At 71.4% G+C, this 21,288-nt stretch carries 19 protein-coding genes; 10 read left to right on the forward strand and 9 right to left on the reverse strand.

The window, feature by feature from the left end:
- Nucleotides 1-142: 142 nt before the first annotated feature.
- Nucleotides 143-364: a TetR/AcrR family transcriptional regulator gene (locus O3W51_RS13020; protein ID WP_269285827.1), complete on the reverse strand. Its 222-nt coding sequence runs from the start codon at nt 362-364 to the stop codon at nt 143-145.
- Nucleotides 365-451: 87 nt separating this feature from the next.
- On the opposite strand from O3W51_RS13020, the gene O3W51_RS13025 reads away from it, so the two are divergent.
- Both O3W51_RS13025 and O3W51_RS13030 read left to right on the forward strand, forming a co-directional pair.
- Complete coding sequence (locus O3W51_RS13025) at nt 452-601, forward strand: hypothetical protein (RefSeq protein WP_232485434.1); 150 nt, start codon at nt 452-454, stop codon at nt 599-601.
- A gap of 205 nt (nt 602-806) precedes the next feature.
- The gene (locus tag O3W51_RS13030; protein ID WP_138358080.1) at nt 807-1,121 is read left to right on the forward strand and encodes an SAV_915 family protein; all 315 of its coding nucleotides are present in this window, start codon (nt 807-809) and stop codon (nt 1,119-1,121) included.
- A gap of 37 nt (nt 1,122-1,158) precedes the next feature.
- Here O3W51_RS13030 and O3W51_RS13035 read toward each other — a convergent pair whose 3' ends face one another.
- Nucleotides 1,159-2,001 (reverse strand): GntR family transcriptional regulator, encoded by an 843-nt coding sequence (locus tag O3W51_RS13035; RefSeq protein WP_138358078.1) that lies wholly within the window; start codon nt 1,999-2,001, stop codon nt 1,159-1,161.
- Between the two features lie 300 nt (nt 2,002-2,301).
- On the opposite strand from O3W51_RS13035, the gene O3W51_RS13040 reads away from it, so the two are divergent.
- The 5 genes from O3W51_RS13040 (at nt 2,302) to O3W51_RS13060 (ending at nt 8,607) form a co-directional block, all read left to right on the forward strand.
- Complete coding sequence (locus O3W51_RS13040) at nt 2,302-3,576, forward strand: extracellular solute-binding protein (RefSeq protein ID WP_198357941.1); 1,275 nt, start codon at nt 2,302-2,304, stop codon at nt 3,574-3,576.
- An 80-nt stretch (nt 3,577-3,656) separates the two neighbouring features.
- Entirely contained in the window at nt 3,657-4,637 is a 981-nt protein-coding gene (locus tag O3W51_RS13045; protein ID WP_381586134.1) for a carbohydrate ABC transporter permease, read from the forward strand.
- Nucleotides 4,634-5,464: a carbohydrate ABC transporter permease gene (locus tag O3W51_RS13050; protein WP_138358074.1), complete on the forward strand. Its 831-nt coding sequence runs from the start codon at nt 4,634-4,636 to the stop codon at nt 5,462-5,464. Before O3W51_RS13045 ends, O3W51_RS13050 begins: the two co-directional genes overlap by 4 nt.
- A gap of 65 nt (nt 5,465-5,529) precedes the next feature.
- Nucleotides 5,530-7,110, forward strand: a complete 1,581-nt coding sequence (locus O3W51_RS13055; protein ID WP_138358072.1) for a beta-N-acetylhexosaminidase — start codon at nt 5,530-5,532, stop codon at nt 7,108-7,110.
- A gap of 93 nt (nt 7,111-7,203) precedes the next feature.
- Nucleotides 7,204-8,607, forward strand: a complete 1,404-nt coding sequence (locus O3W51_RS13060; RefSeq protein ID WP_138358084.1) for a cellulose binding domain-containing protein — start codon at nt 7,204-7,206, stop codon at nt 8,605-8,607.
- A gap of 22 nt (nt 8,608-8,629) precedes the next feature.
- Here the strand turns inward: O3W51_RS13060 and O3W51_RS13065 are convergent, their stop codons facing one another.
- From O3W51_RS13065 to O3W51_RS13090, 6 genes are all read right to left on the reverse strand, one after another.
- Nucleotides 8,630-9,733: a winged helix DNA-binding domain-containing protein gene (locus O3W51_RS13065; RefSeq protein ID WP_138358070.1), complete on the reverse strand. Its 1,104-nt coding sequence runs from the start codon at nt 9,731-9,733 to the stop codon at nt 8,630-8,632.
- Nucleotides 9,734-9,794: 61 nt separating this feature from the next.
- Nucleotides 9,795-10,961 carry an XdhC family protein gene (locus O3W51_RS13070; RefSeq protein WP_138358068.1) on the reverse strand — a complete coding sequence of 389 codons (1,167 nt, stop codon included), beginning with the start codon at nt 10,959-10,961 and terminating at the stop codon, nt 9,795-9,797.
- Between the two features lie 14 nt (nt 10,962-10,975).
- The gene (locus tag O3W51_RS13075; RefSeq protein WP_138358066.1) at nt 10,976-12,442 is read right to left on the reverse strand and encodes an NCS2 family permease; all 1,467 of its coding nucleotides are present in this window, start codon (nt 12,440-12,442) and stop codon (nt 10,976-10,978) included.
- 282 nt (nt 12,443-12,724) lie between these two features.
- Entirely contained in the window at nt 12,725-15,112 is a 2,388-nt protein-coding gene (locus O3W51_RS13080; protein ID WP_187145053.1) for a xanthine dehydrogenase family protein molybdopterin-binding subunit, read from the reverse strand.
- Between the two features lie 2 nt (nt 15,113-15,114).
- Nucleotides 15,115-15,720 carry a (2Fe-2S)-binding protein gene (locus O3W51_RS13085; protein WP_138358064.1) on the reverse strand — a complete coding sequence of 202 codons (606 nt, stop codon included), beginning with the start codon at nt 15,718-15,720 and terminating at the stop codon, nt 15,115-15,117.
- Nucleotides 15,711-16,598, reverse strand: a complete 888-nt coding sequence (locus O3W51_RS13090; protein ID WP_138358062.1) for an FAD binding domain-containing protein — start codon at nt 16,596-16,598, stop codon at nt 15,711-15,713. The genes O3W51_RS13085 and O3W51_RS13090 overlap by 10 nt, the downstream gene beginning before the upstream one ends.
- Nucleotides 16,599-16,862: 264 nt before the next feature.
- On the opposite strand from O3W51_RS13090, the gene O3W51_RS13095 reads away from it, so the two are divergent.
- Together O3W51_RS13095 and O3W51_RS13100 are read left to right on the forward strand one after the other, a co-directional pair.
- Nucleotides 16,863-18,533, forward strand: a complete 1,671-nt coding sequence (locus O3W51_RS13095) for a PucR family transcriptional regulator (RefSeq protein ID WP_164295216.1) — start codon at nt 16,863-16,865, stop codon at nt 18,531-18,533.
- Between the two features lie 140 nt (nt 18,534-18,673).
- Nucleotides 18,674-19,411 carry a hypothetical protein gene (locus tag O3W51_RS13100; RefSeq protein ID WP_269285838.1) on the forward strand — a complete coding sequence of 246 codons (738 nt, stop codon included), beginning with the start codon at nt 18,674-18,676 and terminating at the stop codon, nt 19,409-19,411.
- Nucleotides 19,412-19,481: 70 nt separating this feature from the next.
- Here the strand turns inward: O3W51_RS13100 and O3W51_RS13105 are convergent, their stop codons facing one another.
- Nucleotides 19,482-20,255 carry a GntR family transcriptional regulator gene (locus O3W51_RS13105; RefSeq protein WP_138358056.1) on the reverse strand — a complete coding sequence of 258 codons (774 nt, stop codon included), beginning with the start codon at nt 20,253-20,255 and terminating at the stop codon, nt 19,482-19,484.
- Between the two features lie 118 nt (nt 20,256-20,373).
- On the opposite strand from O3W51_RS13105, the gene O3W51_RS13110 reads away from it, so the two are divergent.
- Nucleotides 20,374-21,198: a (2Fe-2S)-binding protein gene (locus O3W51_RS13110; protein WP_138358054.1), complete on the forward strand. Its 825-nt coding sequence runs from the start codon at nt 20,374-20,376 to the stop codon at nt 21,196-21,198.
- The last annotated feature ends 90 nt before the right edge of the window (nt 21,199-21,288 follow it).

Below are 21,288 nucleotides of genomic sequence, written 5' to 3' on the forward strand. Positions count from 1 at the left end.
CTGGGAAGGGGTACTGGAAGAGCGCTGATACGCCTGCGACAGACCGGCCTGGACGTTCATCGTGCGCTCCCCTCTCGCCTCGTTGGTGATGCCACCACTGTGCCGGGCGCCGACCGCCAGGGCAACGGATTATCCGCCGGGCTCAGCCGAGCCCCAGGACGCCGGCGATCGCCGGCGTGTAGGCGGTCTCGATCTCGTCCGGGGTGAGGGCGGCGACGGCGGGCAGGCGCAGGAGGTAGCGGGTGAGGGCGAGGCCGAGGAGCTGGGCGGAGACCAGGCCCGCCCGGCGGGCGGTGTCGGGGCCCACGGGGGCCAACGCCGGGGCGAGGGCGGGGGCCACCTGCCGGGCGAAGATGTCGCGCATGCGGGCGGCGGCCCGCTCGGCCGGGCCATCGCGGAGGACCGGCTGGACGACTACGAGGCGCGGCGCCGCCCGGTCGCCGAGCGGGTCGTGGCGTTCACCGGCCGGACGACCCGGATCGCCACCACCCGGAGCCGCGTGCTCCGCACGGCGCGCAACCTGGCCCTGCCGGTCGTCAGCCGCATCCCGGCCTTCCGTACCCGGCCGGCCACCGAACTGGCCGAGCTGAACTACCGCTGACCGGTGGCCGGCCGGCGGATGGCGGCCCCGTGTCAATTCCCCCCGGTTCAGGGTCAACCGGGCATCGACGACCGGTTCGCGAGGTGAGTGCGCACCGTGGGGGCGATACCGTCGGGAACGTCGGGGCGGCATCCGCACCGATGCCCCCGCCCCGCCCGGCCGCCCCGGCGCCGGAACCACCCGTCCGCTCCCCCGGAGGACCGCAATGCCGCGCAGCCGCGCAGAAGAGCCCGGGAACGATCTCCCGGCGGGCCCGCTGTACGTACCCGTACGGCGCGGACCCGCCGGTTTCGCGCTGCGGCTGTGCCGTACGCCGCTCGGTTCGAGGACGGCCGTCGCCTTCACCAGCGAGCAGCGGCTGCGGTCGGTCATGGGCGCCGGGCAGGCGTGGATCCGGCTCTCCGAGCCCGCGGTCCGGGCGCTGTCGGCGCCGCTGGGCGCCACCACGGTGACCGTCGACCCACTGCTCACCGCCCGCCGGGTGCGGGACCCGGAGGCCGTCGCCGTCGCCCTGTGCTGACGACGGCCGCGTCCACCACCCCCGCAACGACCCGCGCTCACACCGCGGGCTGAACGTCGCCCACCATCGAGGAGGGGACGTCGCCGCGGCCCGCCAGATCGCCCGGCGGGATGCCGGGGTGGTGCCGGACGGCCGCGTCCGGCCCCGGAGCCCCGGCCTCGCCGAGAGCGAGCCGGGAGACGATCCGGTAGCGGTCACCGCGGTAGAGCGAGTGGACGTACTCGACCGGGCGGCCGGTCTCGTCCTTGGTGAGACGTTCGAAGAGCAGGGCCGGGGAAAGCAGCGGCACGCCCAGCAGCCGGGCCTCGACCTCGTTGGTGACGGTCGGCTCGATGGACTGGACCGCCTCGTGGACCCGCACCCGGTGCTTGTCGCGCAGGAACCGGTAGAAGTCCCCGGACTCCATGTCCGCCGGCCGCAGACCCGGCACGAGCAGGGCGGGCACGTGCAGGTACTCGATGGCCATCGGCTCGCCGTCGACGAGCCGGAGCCGGGCGATGTAGGTGATCTCGGCCGCGGGTGAGATGTGCAGCTTGCGGCCCACCCTGGCACCGGCCTGGACGGTGGTCAGCTCCAGGACCTTGCTGGACCAGGTGCCGTCGGCCTTCGGCAGCGAGAACGAGTGCTCGTCCGCCACCAGCTCCTGGGTGATCTTGGCGGGCGCGACGAACATCCCGCGCCCGTGCTCGCGGACGATCAGCCCGGTGTTGACCAGTTCGTCGACGGCGGAGCGCAGCGTCGGGCGGGAGACCGACAGCTGCTCGCACAGGGTCCGCTCGGAGGGGATCGGGTCGCCGGGCACATGGGATTCGACGAGCTCCAACAGGTAGTCGCGCACCCGTTCGCGCTTGAGCGCCGACCGTGGCGACTCGCTTCCCATACCTGACTCCTTCGTGCCGTCCGGGGTCCGCCCCGGCGCGTCCGGGCAGCGTTCTGTCTGCGTCCTGTCCAGTACCTCCCCTGAAGGCTATCCAGATCCTGACCAGTACGCCAGGCCGGCCCGCGTCACGTAGGCGGACCAGTTGCGGCCGGTACCGGTGATCCGGGGGAATCCGGGGGTCAGGCCTTTGCCTGCACGACCTCTTGACGGCAGCACTGGTCTATGCCACCTTCTCCAACCAGCACCAGACCAGTTGTGAAGTGGTAAGTTCCGCCGCTCCTATTCGAGGTGACAGACCCCGTGAGAACCAGACTCCTTGCAGGCACCGCGGCGCTCGCGATCGCCGTAGCCGGCCTGAGCGCCTGTAGTTCCTCCTCCGACTCGTCGGACACCGCAGGCGACGGCAAGAGCCCCGCCGAGCTCACCGTGTGGATCATGAAGGGCAGCGTTTCCGATCCCTTCCTCCAGCGGTTCAAGACGGATTTCGAGACGACCCACTCCGGTACCACCCTGAAGATCCAGATCCAGGAGTGGGACGGTATCGGCGCGAAGATCACCAGCGCTCTGGCCAGCAAGGACGCGCCGGACGTCATCGAGGTCGGCAACACCCAGGTCGCGCAGTACGCCGCCAGCGGCGGGGTCAAGGATCTGACCGGGAAGGTCGCCGACCTCAAGGGCGCGGACTGGATACCGGGCCTGGCCGAGCCCGGCAAGATCGACGGCAAGCAGTTCGGCATCCCCTGGTACGCCGCCAACCGTGTGGTGGTCTACAACAAGGACCTCTTCACCCAGGCCGGCATCACCACCCCGCCCAAGACGCGCGACGAGTGGATCGCCGACACCACCAAGCTCAACACCGGTGGCAACGACGGGATCTATCTGACGGGGCAGACCTGGTACGCGCTGGCCGGCTTCGTCTGGGACGAGGGCGGTGAGTTCGCCGTCAAGGACGGCGACAAGTGGAAGGGCACCCTCGACACGCCCCAGGCGCAGGCCGGGATGGCGTTCTACAAGAAGCTCCAGGCGCTGGGCAAGGGCCCGAAGGACTCCGACGAGGCCAAGCCGCTGCAGGCGGAGGTCTTCGCCAAGGGCAAGAGTGCGCAGATCATCTCCGTCCCCGGTGGCGCGGCCGCGATCATCAAGGCCAACCCGGCGATGAAGGACAAGATCGGCTTCTTCCCGATCCCCGGCAAGACGGCCGACAAGCCCGGCGCGGTCTTCACCGGCGGCTCCGACCTCATCATCCCGGAGGCGTCGCAGCACCAGGACGCGGCCTACGAGGTCGTCAAGGCGCTGGCCGGCGAGAAGTGGCAGACGGACATGGCCAAGGAGATGAGCTACGTCCCCAACAGGACGTCGCTGGCCGGTGTGCTGGCGGGCAACGAGGGCGGCGCGGTGATGGCGGTCGGCGCGGCCAACGGCCACGGCACCCCCAACTCCCCCAACTGGGCGGCTGTCGAGGCGAACAACCCCATCAAGCAGTACATGACGCAGTACCTCACCGGAGCGGACCCGGCCACGGCCGCCCGTACCGCGTCCGAGGCCATCACCAAAGCGCTGAACACCGCTTCCTGAACGGGGAGCGGTCCGCGCGGGCCCGCGTGGCCGCCCCCGCCTGACGAGTCGGACCCCAACAGGACAACAGGAGAAGTGCCGTGCCCGCTGCACCCCCCGCCGCCCGTCGGCGCCCCCCTCAACAGGCCTCCGTGGATCCGCCCCCGGCCCTCCGCCGCCGCCGGCGGCCCGTGCTCGGCGCCGTCTGGCCGTATCTGTTGATCGCTCCCACCCTGGTGGGCACGGCCTTCCTCCTGCTCTACCCGCTGATCCGCAACACCGTGATGTCCTTCCAGCACTTCCGGCTGGGCGAACTGATCCGCGGCGGCGCCACCTTCGTCGGATTCGACAACTACTCGGAGGTGCTCAACGACCCCGAGTTCTGGACGGTGGTCCGCCGCACCCTGTGGTGGACCGCGCTCAATGTCGTCCTCATCATGCTGATCGGCACCCTGGTCGCCCTGATGCTGGCGCGGCTCGGCAAGCGGATGCGGCTGGCCGTGATGAGCGCCCTCGTGCTGACCTGGGCGACGCCGGTGATCGCCGCCACCACCATCTTCCAGTGGCTCTTCCAGTCCCGCTTCGGAGTGGTCAACTGGGTCCTGGTGGAGCTCGGGTTCGACTCCTACCGCGACTACTCCTGGTTCGCCGACGGGAACTCGACCTTCTTCATCCTGGTCACCCTGGTCGTCTGGCAGTCGGTGCCGTTCGCCGCGCTGACCCTCTACGGCGGGCTCACCACGATCTCCGCCGAGCTGTACGAGTCGGCCCGGCTGGACGGCGCCGGCGGCTTCCAGGTCTTCCGCCACGTCACCTTCCCCATGCTGCGGCAGCTGTTCGCCCTGATCACCTCGCTCGAAGTGATCTGGTGCTTCAAGTGCTTCGCCCAGATCTGGGTGATCAGCGAAGGCGGCCCGAACGGGGCGACCACCACCCTGCCCGTCTACGCCTTCCAGATCGCGCAGTCGCTCCACAAGTACGACGTCGGCTCGGCGGTCTCCACGCTCACCGTGCTGATCCTGCTCGTGGCGCTCGTCCTCAATCTGCGCCGGATGTTCCAGCAGGAAGGAGCGGCCCTGTGACCCGGTCGCTGCGCAAGGTCCCGCTCAACCTCGCCGCGCTGTCCGTCGTGGCGGTGTCGGTCTTCCCCGTCTACTGGATGGTGCTGACCGCCTTCAAGCCGACCGTGGACATCCAGGCCGACACCCCGTCGTTCTGGCCCCGGCACCTCACCCTCGACCACTTCTCCACCGCCGTGCACGCCGACGGCTTCGGCACCTTCTGGCGCAACAGCCTCACCGTCACCCTCGGCGCGGTGCTGCTCTCGCTGGCCGTCGCGCTGCTGGCCGCCTTCGCGGTCGGCCGGATGCGCTGGCGCGGCAGGCGGGCGTTCATCCTGATGGTGTTCACCGCGCAGATGGCGCCCTGGGAGGCGCTGCTGATCCCGATGTACGTCATCGCCCGGGACACCGACATGCTCGACAAGCTGTCGATGCTCACCCTGGTCTACTTCATGACCACGCTGCCGTTCACCATCGTGACGCTGCGCGGGTTCCTCGCCGCGATACCGGTGGAGCTGGAGGAGGCGGCCCAGGTGGACGGCTGCACCCGGCCGCAGGCGTTCCGCCGGGTGACGTTCCCGCTGCTCGCCCCCGGGCTGCTGTCCACCTCGCTGTTCGGGTTCATCACGGCCTGGAACGAGTTCGCGTTCGCCAACACGCTGATCATCAAGAACCAGGATGCCAGGACGCTGCCGGTGTGGCTCTCCTCGTTCAGCAACGTCTTCGGCACCGACTGGGGCGCCACGATGGCCGCCTCCTCACTCTTCATGCTCCCCGTCCTCGTGGTCTTCCTCGCCCTGCAGAACCGGGTCACCTCCGGGATGACCGCCGGTGCGGTCAAGGGGTGACGCGTCATGCGGGAGACGCCGTGCGAGAGCTGCCCCGATGTCCGTCCGGGCCTGGAGGCCGAGCTGTGATCATTCCCCACCCCAGTCATCTGGTCCGTATCCCGGGCCACTTCACCTTCACCACCGACACCACCGTCCGGGTCACCGAGGGCGCGGAGGGCGCCGCCCGGCTGCTGCGCACCCTGCTGGGCCCCGCCACCGGGCTCCCGCTCCGCTCCTCCCCCGACGGCAACGTCATCCTCGCCCTGGACCCGCAGCTCGGCGGGCTGGGCGCGGAGGGCTACGGGCTGACCGTCGGCCCGGACGCGATCCTGCTGCGGGCGGCGCAGCCGGCCGGGCTGCTGAACGGCGTTCAGACGATCCGCCAACTGCTGCCGCCCGAGGCGCTGTCGGCGGTGCCGGTCACCGGGGTGCCGTGGCGGCTGCCGTGCGTCCAGGCCACCGATGTGCCGCGGTACCCCTGGCGCGGGGCGATGCTCGACGTCGCCCGGCACTTCCAGCCGGTGTCGTTCCTGCGGCGTTTCGTGGACCTGCTCGCCTTCCACAAGCTCAACGTCCTGCATCTGCACCTCACCGACGACCAGGGCTGGCGGATGCCGGTACCCGGGTATCCGCTGCTGACCGAGACCGGCGGCCACCGGGCCCGCAGCATGACCGGCCGGGCCGGCAGCGCCAGCTACGACGACACTCCGCACGGCGGTGTCTACACCGCCGCCCAGCTGCGCACGCTCGTCGGCTACGCGGCCGAGCGGGGGGTGACCGTCGTCCCCGAGATCGAGATGCCGGGTCACGCCCGGGCGGCGCTCGCCGCCTATCCGCACCTGGGGAACGTCCCCGGCCGGCAGCTGGACGTGTGGACCGAGTGGGGGGTGTGCGAGAACGTCCTGGGCGTGCACGACGAGGTGCTGGAGTTCTGCCGCGCGGTGCTCGGCGAGGTCCTGGACGTCTTCCCGTCCCCGTACATCCACATCGGCGGCGACGAGTGCCCCACCGTCGAATGGGAGGACAGCCCACGGGCGCGGCAGCGGGCCGTGGCCGAGCGGCTGGCGGGGCCGAAGGCGCTGCACGGCTGGTTCCTCGGGCGGATCGGCGACTTCCTGCTGCGCGAGGGCCGCAAGCCGGTGTGCTGGGCGGAGGACGGCGGAGTGCTGCCGCCGGAGTTCACCGTCATGCCGTGGCGGGACTCGGGCCACGGGCTGGCCGCCGCCCGGCGGGGCCATGACGTCGTGATGGCGCCGTACCGCTCCACGTATCTCGACTACCCGCAGACCGACCGGCCGGGCGAGCCCTTCGGGCAGGCCGGCGCCGTCGTCGATCTGCGGGCCGTGCACGGCAACGATCCCGCGCCGCAGGACTGGGAGCCGGCGGCGGCCGCCCGGGTGCTGGGCACGCAGGGGCAGTTGTGGACGGAGTTCGCCGCCACGCCCGCGCAGGTCGAGTACCTCGCCTTCCCCCGGCTGTCGGCCCTCGCCGACAGCGCGTGGAACCCCCGCAGCGACTGGACCACCGACTTCCTCCCCGCCATGCGCCACCACGAGGCCCGGCTCGCGGCGCTCGGCACCCACGCTGACACCCGTCCCGGCACCGCCGTGCGCCTCCCCCACAGATGTTCCACCGCGCACCACCCGCAGTCGCACCAGCAGTAGTTCCTTCCAGCACTTCCCCCTGCGACACCCCCACCTGGAAAGGGATTCACCGTGTCCGCAAGATCACGTATACCCGTCCGCGTGCGTACGGCGATGGCCCTGTGCACCTCCGCCGGGCTGGCCTGCGCCGCGCTGACGGCCATGCCCGCCTCGGCCGCCCAGGACTCGCTCAGCGCGCAGTACCGCACCAGCGCGACCGGGGCCACCGCCGACCAGTCGGAACCGTGGCTGAAGGTCACCAACACCGGCAGCACGACCGTGCCGCTCAGCGGTGTGACGGTGCGCTACTACTTCAAGGCCGACACCGCCGACTCCTCGTACCGCTTCGCCTGTTCCTGGGCGGTGCGCGGCTGTGCCAACATCACCGGCACGTTCGGCACCCTGGCGCACCCCACCGCCACCGCCGACCGCTATCTGGAGATCGGCTTCACTTCGGGCGCCGGCTCGCTCACGCCCGGCGCCGACACCAGCGACATGCAGCTGCGGTTCTACCGGTCCACCTGGGCGACGCTCCGGCAGAGCGACGACTACTCGTTCAACGGCGCCCAGACGTCGTACGCCAACTGGTCGAAGGTCACCGTGCAGCGCGGCGGGACGGTTCTGTGGGGCACCGCGCCCGACGGCAACGACCCCACGCAGCCGCCGACCGACCCGCCGACGACGCCCCCCACCACACCGCCGAACCAGAACGGCCCGGCGCTCTTCGACGACTTCAACTACACCAGCAGCAGCGACCCGCTGGTGCAGCAGCACGGCTGGACCGTGAAGTCGGGGCAGGGCGGGCCCGGTGTCCCGGGGGCCACCTGGTCGCCGCAGGACGTCACCTTCGCGCCGGAGAACGGCAACAGCATCATGAACCTCAAGCTCACCACCGACGGAACGGCCGCCGGCACCAAGGAGACCGAGATCCAGACCACCGCGCGCAAGTTCCGCAACGGGACGTACGCGGCCCGCGTGAAGTTCAACGACACCCCCGCCACCGGCCCGGACGGGGACCACGTCAACCAGACGTTCTTCGCCTTCACACCGCTCGCGCACGACATGGACCCCGACTACGGGGAGCTGGACTTCGAGTACCTGCCCAACGGCGGCTGGGGCGAGACCGGCAACATCATGTACACCACGTCCTGGGAGACCTACCAGAACGACCCCTGGAACGCGGTCAACACCCACACCGAGAGCCGGCAGAGCTACGACGGCTGGCACGACCTGATCGTCACCGTCGACAACACGAACATCAAGTACTACATCGACGGGCAGCTGTTCGGGACGCACGGCGAGCCGTATCTGCCGGAGACGCCGATGTTCATCGACTTCAACCACTGGCTCATCGACCTCGCGGGACAGACCGGCAGCACGCCGCGCTCGTACAACCAGAAGGTCGACTACGTGTACTTCGCCAAGGACCAGGTGCTGAGTCCGGCCCAGGTGCAGGCCCAGGTGGCCGCCTACCGGGCGGCCCATGTCACCCAGGTGGACACCGTCCCGGCGGGCTGAACCCGCCGGAGCGGCGGCACCGTCAGCCCGCGGGTTCGATCCGGACCTCGTGGGTCTCCGCCGACGGATCGCTGACGGCCAGCAGCCGCGCGCCCTCCGCCATGAGGGCGTCGCGGTCGCCGGCCGTCAGCCGTACGAAGGGCGTGACGCTCACCACGGCGCCGGCCTTCGTACGATCGAACCGCCAGGTGCCGCCGACGAAGCCGTCGACCAGGATCGTGCCGCGGATGATGCCGTTGACCGTCATCACCCGCTTCCGGTACTCGTCGGCGAGGATCCGGGTCCGGTCGGCGTGCGACAGCAGCAGGTTGTCGAAGTCGGCGACGAAGCGGGCCGGTACGGGGACGTCCGGGTCGGGGAGCACCGCGCCGGGCAGATCGTGGAGCTCCCGGCCGTCCTCGTCACGGTATGGACGAAGGTCCAAGCCCGCCACGACCGAGCGCAGCCCGGTCAGTCCCGACCACTTCTGGATGTCGGCGACGGTCGCGGGACCGAACGCCGCCAGGTAGCGCTCGACGACGGGCCCGGGGTCGGGGTCGGCGAGCGGCGCGCCGAGATACTCCTCGACGGTGGCGTAGGTGGGCTGCCCGCTCTCTCCCCACAGCCCGCGCGGCGGCAGCTGCACCAGCGGGGCCCACAGACGCAGCGCCTTCTCCAGCGCGTCGGGCTCGACGCCGGGCCAGCGGACGGCGAGCAGCTCGCGCAGCTCACGGGGGTTGCGCGGGCGCTCGGCGAGGAGTTCGCGGCCGGCGGCCACCAGCTCGTCGCGGTCCACGTCGCGCAGCGCCGCGCCTCCCCAGGCCGCGCTCCTGACCATCCGGTCGAACACCGGCTGCAGCAGGGGCCGCAGGAGCAGCGCGTCCGCCGCGCTCACCAGGTGCACGGTGCCGCGCATGAGCGTCAGCCGCACCGCGCCACGGTCCTTCATCAGCTGCGCCAGCTCGTCGAAGGAGAAGTCCCGCAGCCGGGTCCACAGGCCGATGTACGGGGCGTTGGACGCCTGGGACTGCATGCCGAGCAGCCGCTCGATCACCTCGATCGCGGGCACCTTCGCCCGCTCCAGGAGGAGTTGGCGCTCCAGCAGAGCGCGGTTGAGCGTACGGCGGTCCAGAGTCGTCGTCGGCATACCGCCTACGCTACGACGCCTTGCGGACGGTTCCGGTCCTCAACGACGACACGAGCAGGAGCTATGCCGCGGAGGAGCCGACCCGCCGGGCTATCGGGGGTTCGGCCTCGTGGTGGATCGGCGTGTGCGCGCCCGTCAGCGGTACGCCGCTGCCGCCGCGCCGGTGGGCGACGATCTCCGCGGCGATGGACAGCGCGGTCTCCTCAGGCGTCCGCGCGCCGAGGTCGAGGCCGATCGGCGAGCGCAGCCTGGCCAGTTCGAGTTCGGTGACGCCGACCTCCCGCAGCCGCTCGAGGCGGTCCAGGTGGGTGCGGCGTGAGCCCATGGCGCCGACGAAGGCGATGGGAAGCTTCAGGGCCCGCTCCAGCAGCGGTACGTCGAACTTGGCGTCGTGGGTCAGTACGCAGATGACCGTGCGGCCGTCGACGCGTCCCGCGGCGGTGGTCTCGTCGAGGTAGCGGTGCGGCCAGTCGACGATGACCTCGTCGGCCTCCGGGAAGCGCGCGCGGGTGGCGAAGACGGGGCGCGCGTCGCAGAGCGTCACCTCGTAGCCGAGGAACTTGCCGACCTTGACGACGGCGCCGGCGAAGTCGATCGCGCCGAAGACGATCATGCGGGGCGCCGGCACGCTGGACTCGACGAGCAGCGTGAGCGGTTCGCCGCAGCGGCTGCCGTCCGCGCCGATCCCGATGGTGCCGGTCCGGCCCGCTTCCAGCAGGGCGTGGGCCTCGGCCGCCGCCGTGCGGTCCCGCTCGGGGTCGCCGAGGCTGCCCTCGTACCGTCCGTCGGCCCGCAGGGCCAGGGCCCGGCCGAGCAGCCCGGCCGGTCCCTCGACGATCCTGGCCACCGCGGCCGTCTCTCCCGCTGCGGCGGCGGCCAGGGCCGCCGTGAACTCCGGCCGCACGCCGGGGTCCACTCGCTGGACGAAGATGTCTATGACGCCGCCGCAGGTGAGTCCCACGGCGAACGCATCGTCGTCCGAGTATCCGAAGCGCTGGAGCACGGGCTCCGCCGAGTCCCCTGACTCCAGCGCTTCCTTGCAGAGCTCGTAGACAGCTCCTTCGACGCACCCTCCGGACACGCTGCCGATCGCGGTGCCGTCGGAATCGACGGCGAGCGCGGCACCGGGCTGCCGGGGCGCACTTCCGCCCACCGCGACCACGGTCGCGACGGCGAACGGACGCCCCTGGCGGCACCAGCGGTGCAGCTCGTCAGCGATGTCCAGCATGGTGAACAGCTCCTCTACTTGACGCCGAGCCAGCTCTCGATGGGGTGGAGAGCGAAGAAGACGAAGAACACCGCCGTGAGCACCCACATGAAGATGCCGGGCTCACGCCACTTGCCCTGCGCCGCCTTGATGGCGGTGTAGGAGATGACGCCCGCGGCGACACCTGCGGTGATGGAGTACGTGAAGGGCATGAGGACCACGGTCAGGAAGACCGGGACCGAGACCGAGCGGTCCGACCAGTCGACGTGCCGGGCGTTGCTCATCATCATCGCGCCGATGACGACCAGCGCCGCCGCCGCGACCTGGCCCGGGACGATCTGGGCCAGCGGGGTGAAGAACAGGCCGGCCGCGAAGAGCAGACCGGTGACGACGCTGGACAGACCCGTACGGGCGCCCTCGCCGACTCCGGTGGCCGACTCGATGAAGACCGTCTGGCCGGAGGCACCTGCGACGCCGCCGATCGCACCACCCGCACCGTCGATGAACAGTGCCTTGCTGAGGCCGGGCATCCGGCCCTGCTCGTCGGCGAGCTTGGCCTCGGTGCCGACGCCGATGATGGTGGCCATCGCGTCGAAGAAGCCGGCCAGCACCAGGGTGAAGACGATGACGCCGACGGTCATACCGCCGATGGATCCCCAGCCGCCGAACTCGACGTGTCCGAAGAGCCCGAAGTCGGGCATGGAGACCGCGCTGCCGTTCAGCTTCGGGGCCGCACCGCCCCAGTCCTTGTCGGTCAGGCCGCCGACGGAGTTGACCACGACCGAGAGGATCGTGCCGACGACGATGCCGATCAGGATCGCGCCGGGGATGTTGCGGGCCTGCAGCATGAAGATCAGGAGCAGCGTGACGCAGAAGAGCAGGACCGGCCAGCCGGAGAGCTGTCCGCCGACGCCCAGGGCGACCGGGGCGGTGCCCTTCGCGTCACCCTTGCCGACGAATCCGGCGTTCACCAGGCCGATGAGGGCGATGAACATCCCGATGCCGATGGTGATGCCGTGCTTCAGGGCCAGCGGTATCGCGTTCATGACGATCTCGCGGAGCCCGGTGACCACCAGCAGCACGATGATGGCGCCGTAGATCACACACATGCCCATGGCCTGCGGCCAGGTCATGTTGGGGGCCACCTGGGTGGCCAGCACGCCGGAGACGCTCAGTCCCGCGGCGAGTGCGAGCGGTACCTTGCCGAGGAATCCCATCAGCAGGGTGGAGACCGCCGCGGCGAGGGCCGTCGCGGTGATCAGTCCCGCATGGCTGAGCTTGTGACCGCTGGCGTCCGGGCCGGACAGCAGGAGCGGGTTGAGCAGCAGGATGTAGCACATCGCCATGAAGGTCGTGATGCCGCCGCGGACCTCGCGGGGAATCGTCGACTCTCTCTCGGAGATGTGGAAGTACCGGTCGAGCCAGGACCGTCCGGCCGGCGGGCGCGAGCCCGCGCCCGCGTCCTCCGCCGTGGTCTTCAGCTCTACAGGGGTTTGGGTCATGGTGCCGACTCCCAAGGTTCAATGGGACACCCGCACATGGTGTGCGGATTTTGGGATGCTGCTATGGCTGCACGACCCGGGGGACGGCCCGAGGCGAACGGGATGAAACGGTTTGGCCGGTGCGCGCGGCGGAAGCCGGGCAGGGGCCGGGACGGTGTCCGTCCGGCGGCCGCGGGTGCGGCCGGTCCGGTCGGATGCCGTTGCCACGGAGGCCGAGTGGTGGCGCCTGGGTGGCCCCGGACGGGGCGGGGATCGTCATTCCCCCACCCCGTCCGGAGGTCGTCACGTGCCGGTGAGGTGTTCGGGCCTGACCGGTACGCGCTTGAGTGCCAGGCCGGTCGCGGCGCGGATGGCGGCGACGACGGCGGGCGTGGAGGAGAGCGTCGGGGCCTCACCGATGCCGCGGAGCCCGTACGGGGCGTGCTCGTCCGCGAGTTCCAGCACGTCGACCGGGATGGTCGGCGTGTCGAGGATGGTGGGGATCAGGTAGTCGGTGAAGGACGGGTTCCGTACCTTCGCGTTCTTGTCGACGATGATCTCTTCCATGACGGCCAGGCCGAGGCCCTGGGTGGTGCCGCCCTGGATCTGGCCGACGACCGACAGCGGGTTGAGCGCCTTGCCGACGTCCTGGGCCGCGGCCAGCTCGATGACCTTGACCAGGCCCAGTTCGGTGTCGACCTCGACGACCGCGCGGTGGGCGCAGAACGAGTACTGGACGTGGCCGTCGCCCTGCCCGGTGACCAGGTCGAACGCCTGGGTCGGGCGGTGCCGCCACTCCAGCTCGAGGTCGATGGTCTCGCCCTCGATGACGTCCACCAGATCGGCGAGCACCTCGCCGCCGTCGGTGACGACCTTGCCGCCCTCGAGGAGGAGTTCGGCGGTGGCCCACGCGGGGTGGTAGGTGCCGAACTTCGCGCGGCCGAGTTCCAGGACCTTCTCGCGGACGGCCTCGCAGGAGTTCTTCACCGCGCCACCGGTCACGTACGTCTGCCGGGAGGCGGACGTGGAGCCGGCGGAGCCGACCTGTGTGTCGGCGGGGTGGATCGTCACCTGCGTGACGCCCAGCTCGGTGCGGGCGATCTGGGCGTGCACGGTGACGCCGCCCTGGCCGACCTCGGCCATCGCGGTGTGCACCATGGCGACCGGTTCGCCGTTGATGACCTCCAGCCGCACGCGCGCGGTGGAGTAGTCGTCGAAGCCCTCGGAGAAGCCGACGTTCTTGATGCCGACCGCGTAGCCGACCCCGCGCACGACACCCTCGCCGTGGGTGGTGTTCGACAGGGCGCCGGGCAGGTCACGGATGTCGATGGACCGGCCTTCCGCGTCACCGGCCAGCCACTGCTGCTCGGGCGGCATCGGCAGCGCCTTGACGCGGCGCAGCAGTTCGGCGACCGGGGCCGGGGAGTCGACCTTCTGGCCGGTCGGCATGATCGTGCCCTGGCTCATCGCGTTGAGCTGGCGGAACTCGACCGCGTCCATGCCGAGCGCGGCGGCGAGCTTGTCCATCTGCGCCTCGTAGGCGAAGCACGCCTGGACGGCGCCGAAACCGCGCATCGCGCCGCAGGGCGGGTTGTTGGTGTAGAGCGCGACGGCCTCGATCTCGACGTCGTCGATCACGTACGGGCCGACCGCCAGCGAGGAGGCGTTGCCGACGACGGCCGGGGAGGCCGATGCGTAGGCGCCGCCGTCCAGCACGATCCGGCACTTCATGTGCGTGATCTTGCCTTCGCTGGTGACGCCGTGCTCGTACCAGAGCTTCGCCGGGTGGCGGTGCACATGGCCGAAGAAGGACTCGAAGCGGTTGTAGACGATCTTGACCGGCTTGCCGGTGCGGAGCGCCAGCAGGCACGCGTGGGCCTGCATCGACAGGTCCTCGCGGCCGCCGAACGCACCGCCGACGCCGGACAGCGTCATACGGATCTTGTCCTCGGGCAGACCGAGGACCGGGCTGAGCTGGCCGAGGTCCGAGTGCAGCCACTGGGTGGCGATGTACAGGTCGACGCCGCCGTCCTCGGCGGGCACGGCCAGGCCGGACTCCGGGCCGAGGAAGGCCTGGTCCTGCATGCCGACCTCGTACTCACCGCTGATGACGATGTCGGCGCGTTTGGCCGCCTCGTTCGCGTCGCCGCGGATGATCGGCTGGCGGTGCACGATGTTCGGGTGCGTGACGTGGTCCGCGTGGTGGTCGTCGCGGTTCGGGTGCAGGATCGGCGCGCCGTCCGCGAGCGCCGTCTCCTCGTCGATGACCAGCGGCAGCAGCTCGAACTCGACCTTGATCTTGGCGGCCGCGCGGCGGGCGGTCTCCGGGTGGTCGGCGGCGATGATGGCGATCGGCTCACCGTGGTAGCGCACGACGCCGTCGGCCAGGACCGGGGTGTCCTTGTACTCCAGCCCGTACTTGGTGAAGGCGGGCAGGTCGTCATGGGTCATGACGGCGTAGACGCCGGAGGTGGCGAGCGCCTCGCCGGTGTCGATCGAGAGGATCTTGGCGTGGGCGTGCGGGCTGCGGAGCGTGAAGCCCCACAGCATGTCCTCGTGCCACATGTCCGAGGAGTACGCGAACTCACCGGTGACCTTCAGGGTGCCGTCCGGGCGCAGCGTGGACTCGCCGAGGCCGCCCTTGGTCTTGCTGCCCTGGGTGATGTTCGTGGGATTGCGGGTAACGCCCATGATCAGACGCCCTCTCCGGCTGTGACGGACGCGCCGCGCGCTGCCGCGAGGCGGACCGCGTCGAGGATCTTCTCGTAGCCGGTGCAGCGGCACAGGTTGCCCGAGAGGGCCTCGCGGATGTCCTGGTCGGACGGGGACGGGTTGCGCTCCAGCAGCTCGTCGGCCGCGACGAGGAGGCCGGGGGTGCAGAAACCGCACTGCACGGCGCCGGCGTCGATGAACGCTTCCTGGATCGGGGACAGGTCCCCGGCCTCGGTGCTCTCACCGGTCTGCCCGTCGGCCGGCTTGGCGGCCCACTTCTGGGCCTCGCCGAGGGGGGTGCCGCAGGCGCCGGTACCGCAGCGGCCGGCCGCGCGGTCCTTGGCGTAGTCCGCCAGGCCCTCCACGGTCACGACGTCGCGGTCCTGGACCTGAGCGGCGGCCACCAGGCACGCACACACCGGAACACCGTCGAGGCGGACCGTGCAGGAGCCGCACTCGCCCTGCTCACAGGCGTTCTTCGAGCCCGGGAGTCCCATGCGCTCGCGGAGGACGTAGAGAAGGCTCTCGCCTTCCCAGACGTCGTCGGCCTCCTGCGGGCGGCCGTTGACATTGAAGGTCACGCGCATGACTGCGTCCTCTCGTTCCCACGGTACTCGTCCCAGGTCCAGCCGAGCGTGCGGCGGGCCATGACGCCCAGCGCGTGACGGCGGTACGAGGCGGTGCCGCGTACGTCGTCGATGGGGTTGGCGGCCCCGGAGACCAGCTCCGCGAACTGCCGCGCCACGGCCGGCGGGATGATCTTGCCGTTCTCCCAGAAACCGCCCTCTTCGAGCGCGGCGGTGAGGAAGTCCTCGGCGACGCGGGCGCGGAGCGGGGTGGGAGCGGCCGAGCCGATGCCGGTCTTGACCGTCCTCGTCTCGGGGTGCAGCGCCAGGCCGAACGCGCAGACCGCGATGACCATCGCGTTGCGGGTGCCGACCTTGGAGAACTGCTGCGGCCCGTCGGCCTTCTTGATGTGCACGGCGCGGATCAGTTCATCGGCGGCGAGCGAGTTCCGCTTCACGCCGGTGTAGAACTCCTCGACCGGGATCAGCCGGGTACCGCGGACGGAGACGGCCTCGACCTCGGCGCCCGCGGCCAGCAGGGCCGGGTGCGAGTCGCCGGCCGGGGAGGCGGCACCGAGGTTGCCGCCGACGCTGCCGCGGTTGCGGATCTGCGGGGAGCCGACGGTGTGGGCGGCGAGCGCCAGACCGGGCAGCTCGGTGCGCAGGTGCTCCATGATCCGGGTGTACGGGACCGAGGCACCCAGGCGGACGGTCTCCTCGGTCACCTCCCACTCCTGCAGCTCACCGATCCGGTTCAGGTCCAGCATCACGTCGGGCCGGCGGTGGTCGAAATTGATCTCGACCATCACGTCGGTGCCGCCCGCGATGGGCACAGCTGTGGGGTGCTCGGCCTTTGCGGCGAGCGCCTCCTCCCAGCTTGCGGGGCGCAGGAAGTCCATGGGGGTTCTCTTCTCGAATCTCGAGCGGGGCTGTTCACGTGTTGTTAACGCTGCGTGGGGCCCAGTACACGGCCCACCACCCTTCCGGGTGCAGTCACTGAAAACATGAAGGACTTGGCTGGCCAGTACTCATGTCTTGTAGATTCCTATGAAAGGGCGCCGTCCGAAACCTCGCGGCATCGGACCGGCAACACCAATGGAACGAACCAGGCGCCACCCTGGTAGGGCTTTGACCAGGCAAGCGTTCGAGACAAGGCGACAACGATGCGGCTGCGCGCACTGCTGGACACCGAGGTTCTGGGCCTGCGCCTGCTCGGTGGTGAGGACGAGCTGGACCGCACGGTCCGTGGCGTGATGACCACGGATCTTCGCGATCCGAGCCGTTATCTCACGGGCGGTGAGCTGGTGCTCACAGGACTCGCCTGGCGGCACGAAGCGGAGGACTCCGAGCGATTCGTACGAATCCTCGCCTCGGCCGGTGTAGCGGGACTCGCGGCGGGCGAGGCCGAGCTGGGCTCCATCCCCGACGATCTGGTGGCGGCCTGCTTCCGCCACCGGCTGCCGCTGTTCGCCGTGGACGAGAACGTCGCCTTCGCCTCGATCACCGAGCACGTCGTCCGGCAGGTCTCCACGGAGCGGGCCGGCGATCTGGCCGCGGTCGTGGACCGGCACCGGCGGCTGATGTCGTCGGGCCCCGCGGGCGGCGGCCCCGACGCCGTGCTGGATCTGCTCGGCACCGACCTGGACCTGCGCGCCTGGGTGTTGTCCGCCACCGGACGGCAGATCGCCGGTTCGGAGCATCCGCTGCCCACCGCGGTGCGTGCCGAGCTCGCCGGCGCCCATCTGGCCGCCATGCGCACCGCCCGGCCCTCCCCGCACCGCACGTCGATCGCGTCCGGCGGCACCACCAACACGTACTCGCTCTTCCCGATCCGCACCGGCGGCACCACCCCCGTGGCCGATGTCCGGGCCACCCTGCTCTCCGACTGGTTCCTCGCCGTCGACGCCGACGCCGGGGACTGGCCCGCGGAGCGGCTCGACCTGCTGCAGGGCGTCACCCAGCTGATCGCCGTCGAGCGGGACCGCCACGACGCCGCGCGCACCGTGCGCCGCCGGCTCGCCCACGAGGTGCTGGAACTGGTCCAGGCCGGCTCGCCGCCGGCCGAGATCGCCGCCCGGCTGCGGGTCGCCGCCCCCGTCCTGGTCCCCGGGCTCAGCGCCGCGCCGCACTGGCAGGTCGTCGTCGCCCGGGTCGACTGGGCGGGCGGCGAGGTGCCCGCGGGGCCGGCCGCCCAGATGCTGCTGGAGGAGGCGCTGGTCGACCCGGCCGCCATCGGCCCCGACCCCACCGACCGCATCGCGGTGGCGCACGCGGGCGACGAGGCGATGGCCCTCGTACCGCTGCCGCCCGCCGACCCGTCCGACGGCGGCTTCACCGACGACTGGCGCGCCGACGGCCTGCTCGACACCCTGCGGGGCCCGCTCAGCAGGGGTCTGGCCGACGACGGACGGCTCACCATCGGCGTCAGCGCCACCGTGCACTCCGCCGAGGGACTGCGCGGTGCCCTGGAGGAGGCCCGGCACGCCCGCCGGGTCGCCGCCGCCCGCCCCGGGCGGGTCTGCGTGGCGGGGCACGAGGAGCTCGCCTCGCACGTCCTGCTGCTGCCCTTCGTGCCGGACGACGTCCGCCGCGCCTTCACCGCACGGCTGCTCGACCCGCTGCGCGCCTACGACCGGCGGCACCGCGCCGAGCTCATCCCGACCCTGGAGGCGTTCCTGGAGTGCGACGGCTCCTGGACCCGCTGCGCGACCCGGCTGCATCTGCACGTGAACACTCTGCGGTACCGTATCGGCCGGATCGAGCAACTGACCGGGCGTGATCTCGCGCGTCTGGAAGACAAGTTGGACTTCTTCCTCGCGCTCCGCATGAGCTGACGCCGTCCCGGCGGACCCTCGATCACTCGGATCAGGAGCAATTGATCACCGCCCTCTTGGCGCGGGCCCCTGCGGCATGCTGGACTTCGACCACTTGGCTCGACGATGCGCTTGGGGGGTAGGTTGTGGCGGATACCGCCATGCCGGAATCTGTGGTGGGCACGCCCGATGTGTGGCGCCTCAGGGCCCGCGGCTGCTGGGCGGAGGCGGCGGCGATACTCGCCCCGTACTGCGCCGACAGCCCGGATACGGCGCTGCGCCGGGCCGCCCTGCTCGTCGAGGGCTGCATGTTCACCCTCGACGGCTGGTCCGAGGCGGAGGACGCGCTGCGCTCCGCCGAGGCGCTGGCCGGGAGTGACGAGGAGCGGGGCGCCGCCGCGTGCGAGCGCGGCCATCTCGCCTACGCCGCCACGCTCTTCTCCGTCCGTGACCGCGCCGACGAGGCCCGGGCCGCGTTCGGCCGCAGCGCGGCGCTGCTGAGCCAGGTGTCGCCGGGAAGGCCGCTGCTCGACTTCCGCCGTGGTCTGTTCGCCGAGAACGTCGCCCAGAACCCCACCGCCGCCCGCGCCGCCTACCGGCGCGCCCACGCGGGCGCCGTCGCCCACGGCGACGCGCTGCTGACCTCGGTCACCTGGCGCCATCTGGCCGGACTCGCCGCCGCCGACGGCGATCTCGCCGAGGCGCACCGGGGCTTCACCGAGTCGCTCCGCATCCGCGTGGACATCGGCTATCTCGTGGGCACGGCCCCGGCCATGCTCGCCCTCGCCGAGGTGGAGCCGGAACCCGCAGCGACGGCGCTGCGGGCCGAGGCCGCCCGCCTGCACGCCCTGCTGGGCGGAATCCCGGTCTGGCTCCCCCACCCGGCGGAAAGCGCCTGATCCGGGGACCGGCTGGTCCGGAGTCCGGCTGATCCGCAGTCCGGCTGATCCGGCGGGACCGGCCGGCCCGTTAACCCCAGGCGGAGCCGGAGAAGTGTTCGCGGACGAGCGATTCGACCGTGACCACGTCTCCGGCCACCAGCGCTTCCAGCAGCACGGCATGTTCCGTCGCGTCGGCGAGCAGTTCCGCCGGGCGCGACGGAGTGCGGGACGGTCCGGACACCGGCCACTGGGAGCGCCGGTGCAGCTCGTCCGCGACGGCGACCAGTTGGTGGTTGCCGGAGAGTTCGAGCATCGCGCGGTGGAAGAGCCGGTCGGAGTCCGCGTAGGCGGCCCGGTCGCCGCGTGCGGCCGCGGCGACGGTGGCGGCGGCGAGCGGGCGCAGCGCCTCCCACCGTTCGGGGGCGATGGTGCGGGCGAGGCCGAGGACGACGGGCACCTCGATGAGGGCCCGGACCTCCGCCAGTTCCGCGAGGTCGTGCGCACTGCGTTCGGCGACCCGGAATCCCCGGTTGGGCATGGCCTCGACGGCGCCCTCCCGGGCGAGCAGCTGCATCGCCTCGCGGACCGGTGTGGCCGACACGCCGTAGCGCTCGGCGAGCGAGGGCGCCGAGTAGACGGCGCCGGGCCGCAGTTCACCGCTGACCAGGGCGCTGCGCAGCGCGTTCAGCACCTGGTCGCGCACCGAGTACCGCTCGGGCAGCCGCCGCTCGGCGGGGACGGTGTCATCGGCCGGCCCGGCGCATGCCGCGGCATGCGGGTGAGTTCCGCGGACCTGCCCGGGACGGCGGGGCGGCGGGACGGACGGGGTTCCCGCAGGGCGCGCGGCGGCGGTGTCGTTCACCGGGTCCTTCCCTCTTGGACGGCACCACTCGTGTGGCGTAGTGCCGTTAGGTTAAACCCCCACCCCATCGGATAAGGTAAGCCTTACCTCCCTTGGAACCCTTTCTGGACGGTCCGCCATGCTCGCCATGCCTGTCACCGCGCCCGCCTACGCACGCCTGACCGGGGCGTATCCCTCGCTGCGCGTGACCGAGGAAGCGCCCCGCAGCGGGGACGGCTGGGTGCGCGCCGACGAGCTGGCGGCGGGCGGAGCGGCCCTGGACGCCTTCCTGGTCTGGGACGAGCAGCAGGTGCTGCGCGACCACGGGAAGCGCGCCCGCCCCGATGTGATCGCCGGCTTCGGCCTGCACCGCTACGCCTGGCCGGCCTGTCTGCTCTTCACCGTCCCCTGGTTCCTGCACCGCAGGGTCCCGTGGCTGCCGGTGTCAGATGTGTCGTTCCACCGCACCCAGGGCCGGCTGACCGTCCGCACCCACGACTTCAGCTGCCTGCCGGACGACCCGGCCGCCGTTCTCCCCGGAGCCCGCGTCGTGCACTCCGAGGAGGCGCTGCGTTTGGAACTGCGCTCCGCGCTCGCCGAGCACCTCGGGCCGCTGCTGGACGGCTTCCAGCCCCGGCTGCGGCGCGGCCGGCGCGCCCTGTGGGGCATGGCGACCGACGAGGTCACCGAGGGACTGTGGCGGGTCGGGCAGCTGCTCGGCGAGGGCGAGCGGGCGATGTCCGAGCTGACGGCCCTGCTGCCGGGCACCAGCGCCCCGTACACCGGCGGCGCGGGCTTCCGCGAACTGCGCGCACCCCGGCCGCTGCCGGACCGCGTGCCGTCCGGCACCCGGGACCGGGTCACCTGCTGCCTGTTCTACACGGTGCGCCCCACGGAGACCTGCGGCACCTGCCCGCGTACGTGTGACGCCGATCGGATCGAACGTCTGGCCGTCGCAAGCTGACCTGTTCGACCTTTCCATCCATAGGCGTGTTATTCCGGCGAAACCTCTTCACGTCCGTGCGCCGTTCGCCAAGATGGCGCCCGTAAGCCG

The organism is Streptomyces sp. H39-C1 (assembly GCF_027158125.1).
Lineage (GTDB): Bacteria > Actinomycetota > Actinomycetes > Streptomycetales > Streptomycetaceae > Actinacidiphila > Actinacidiphila fildesensis.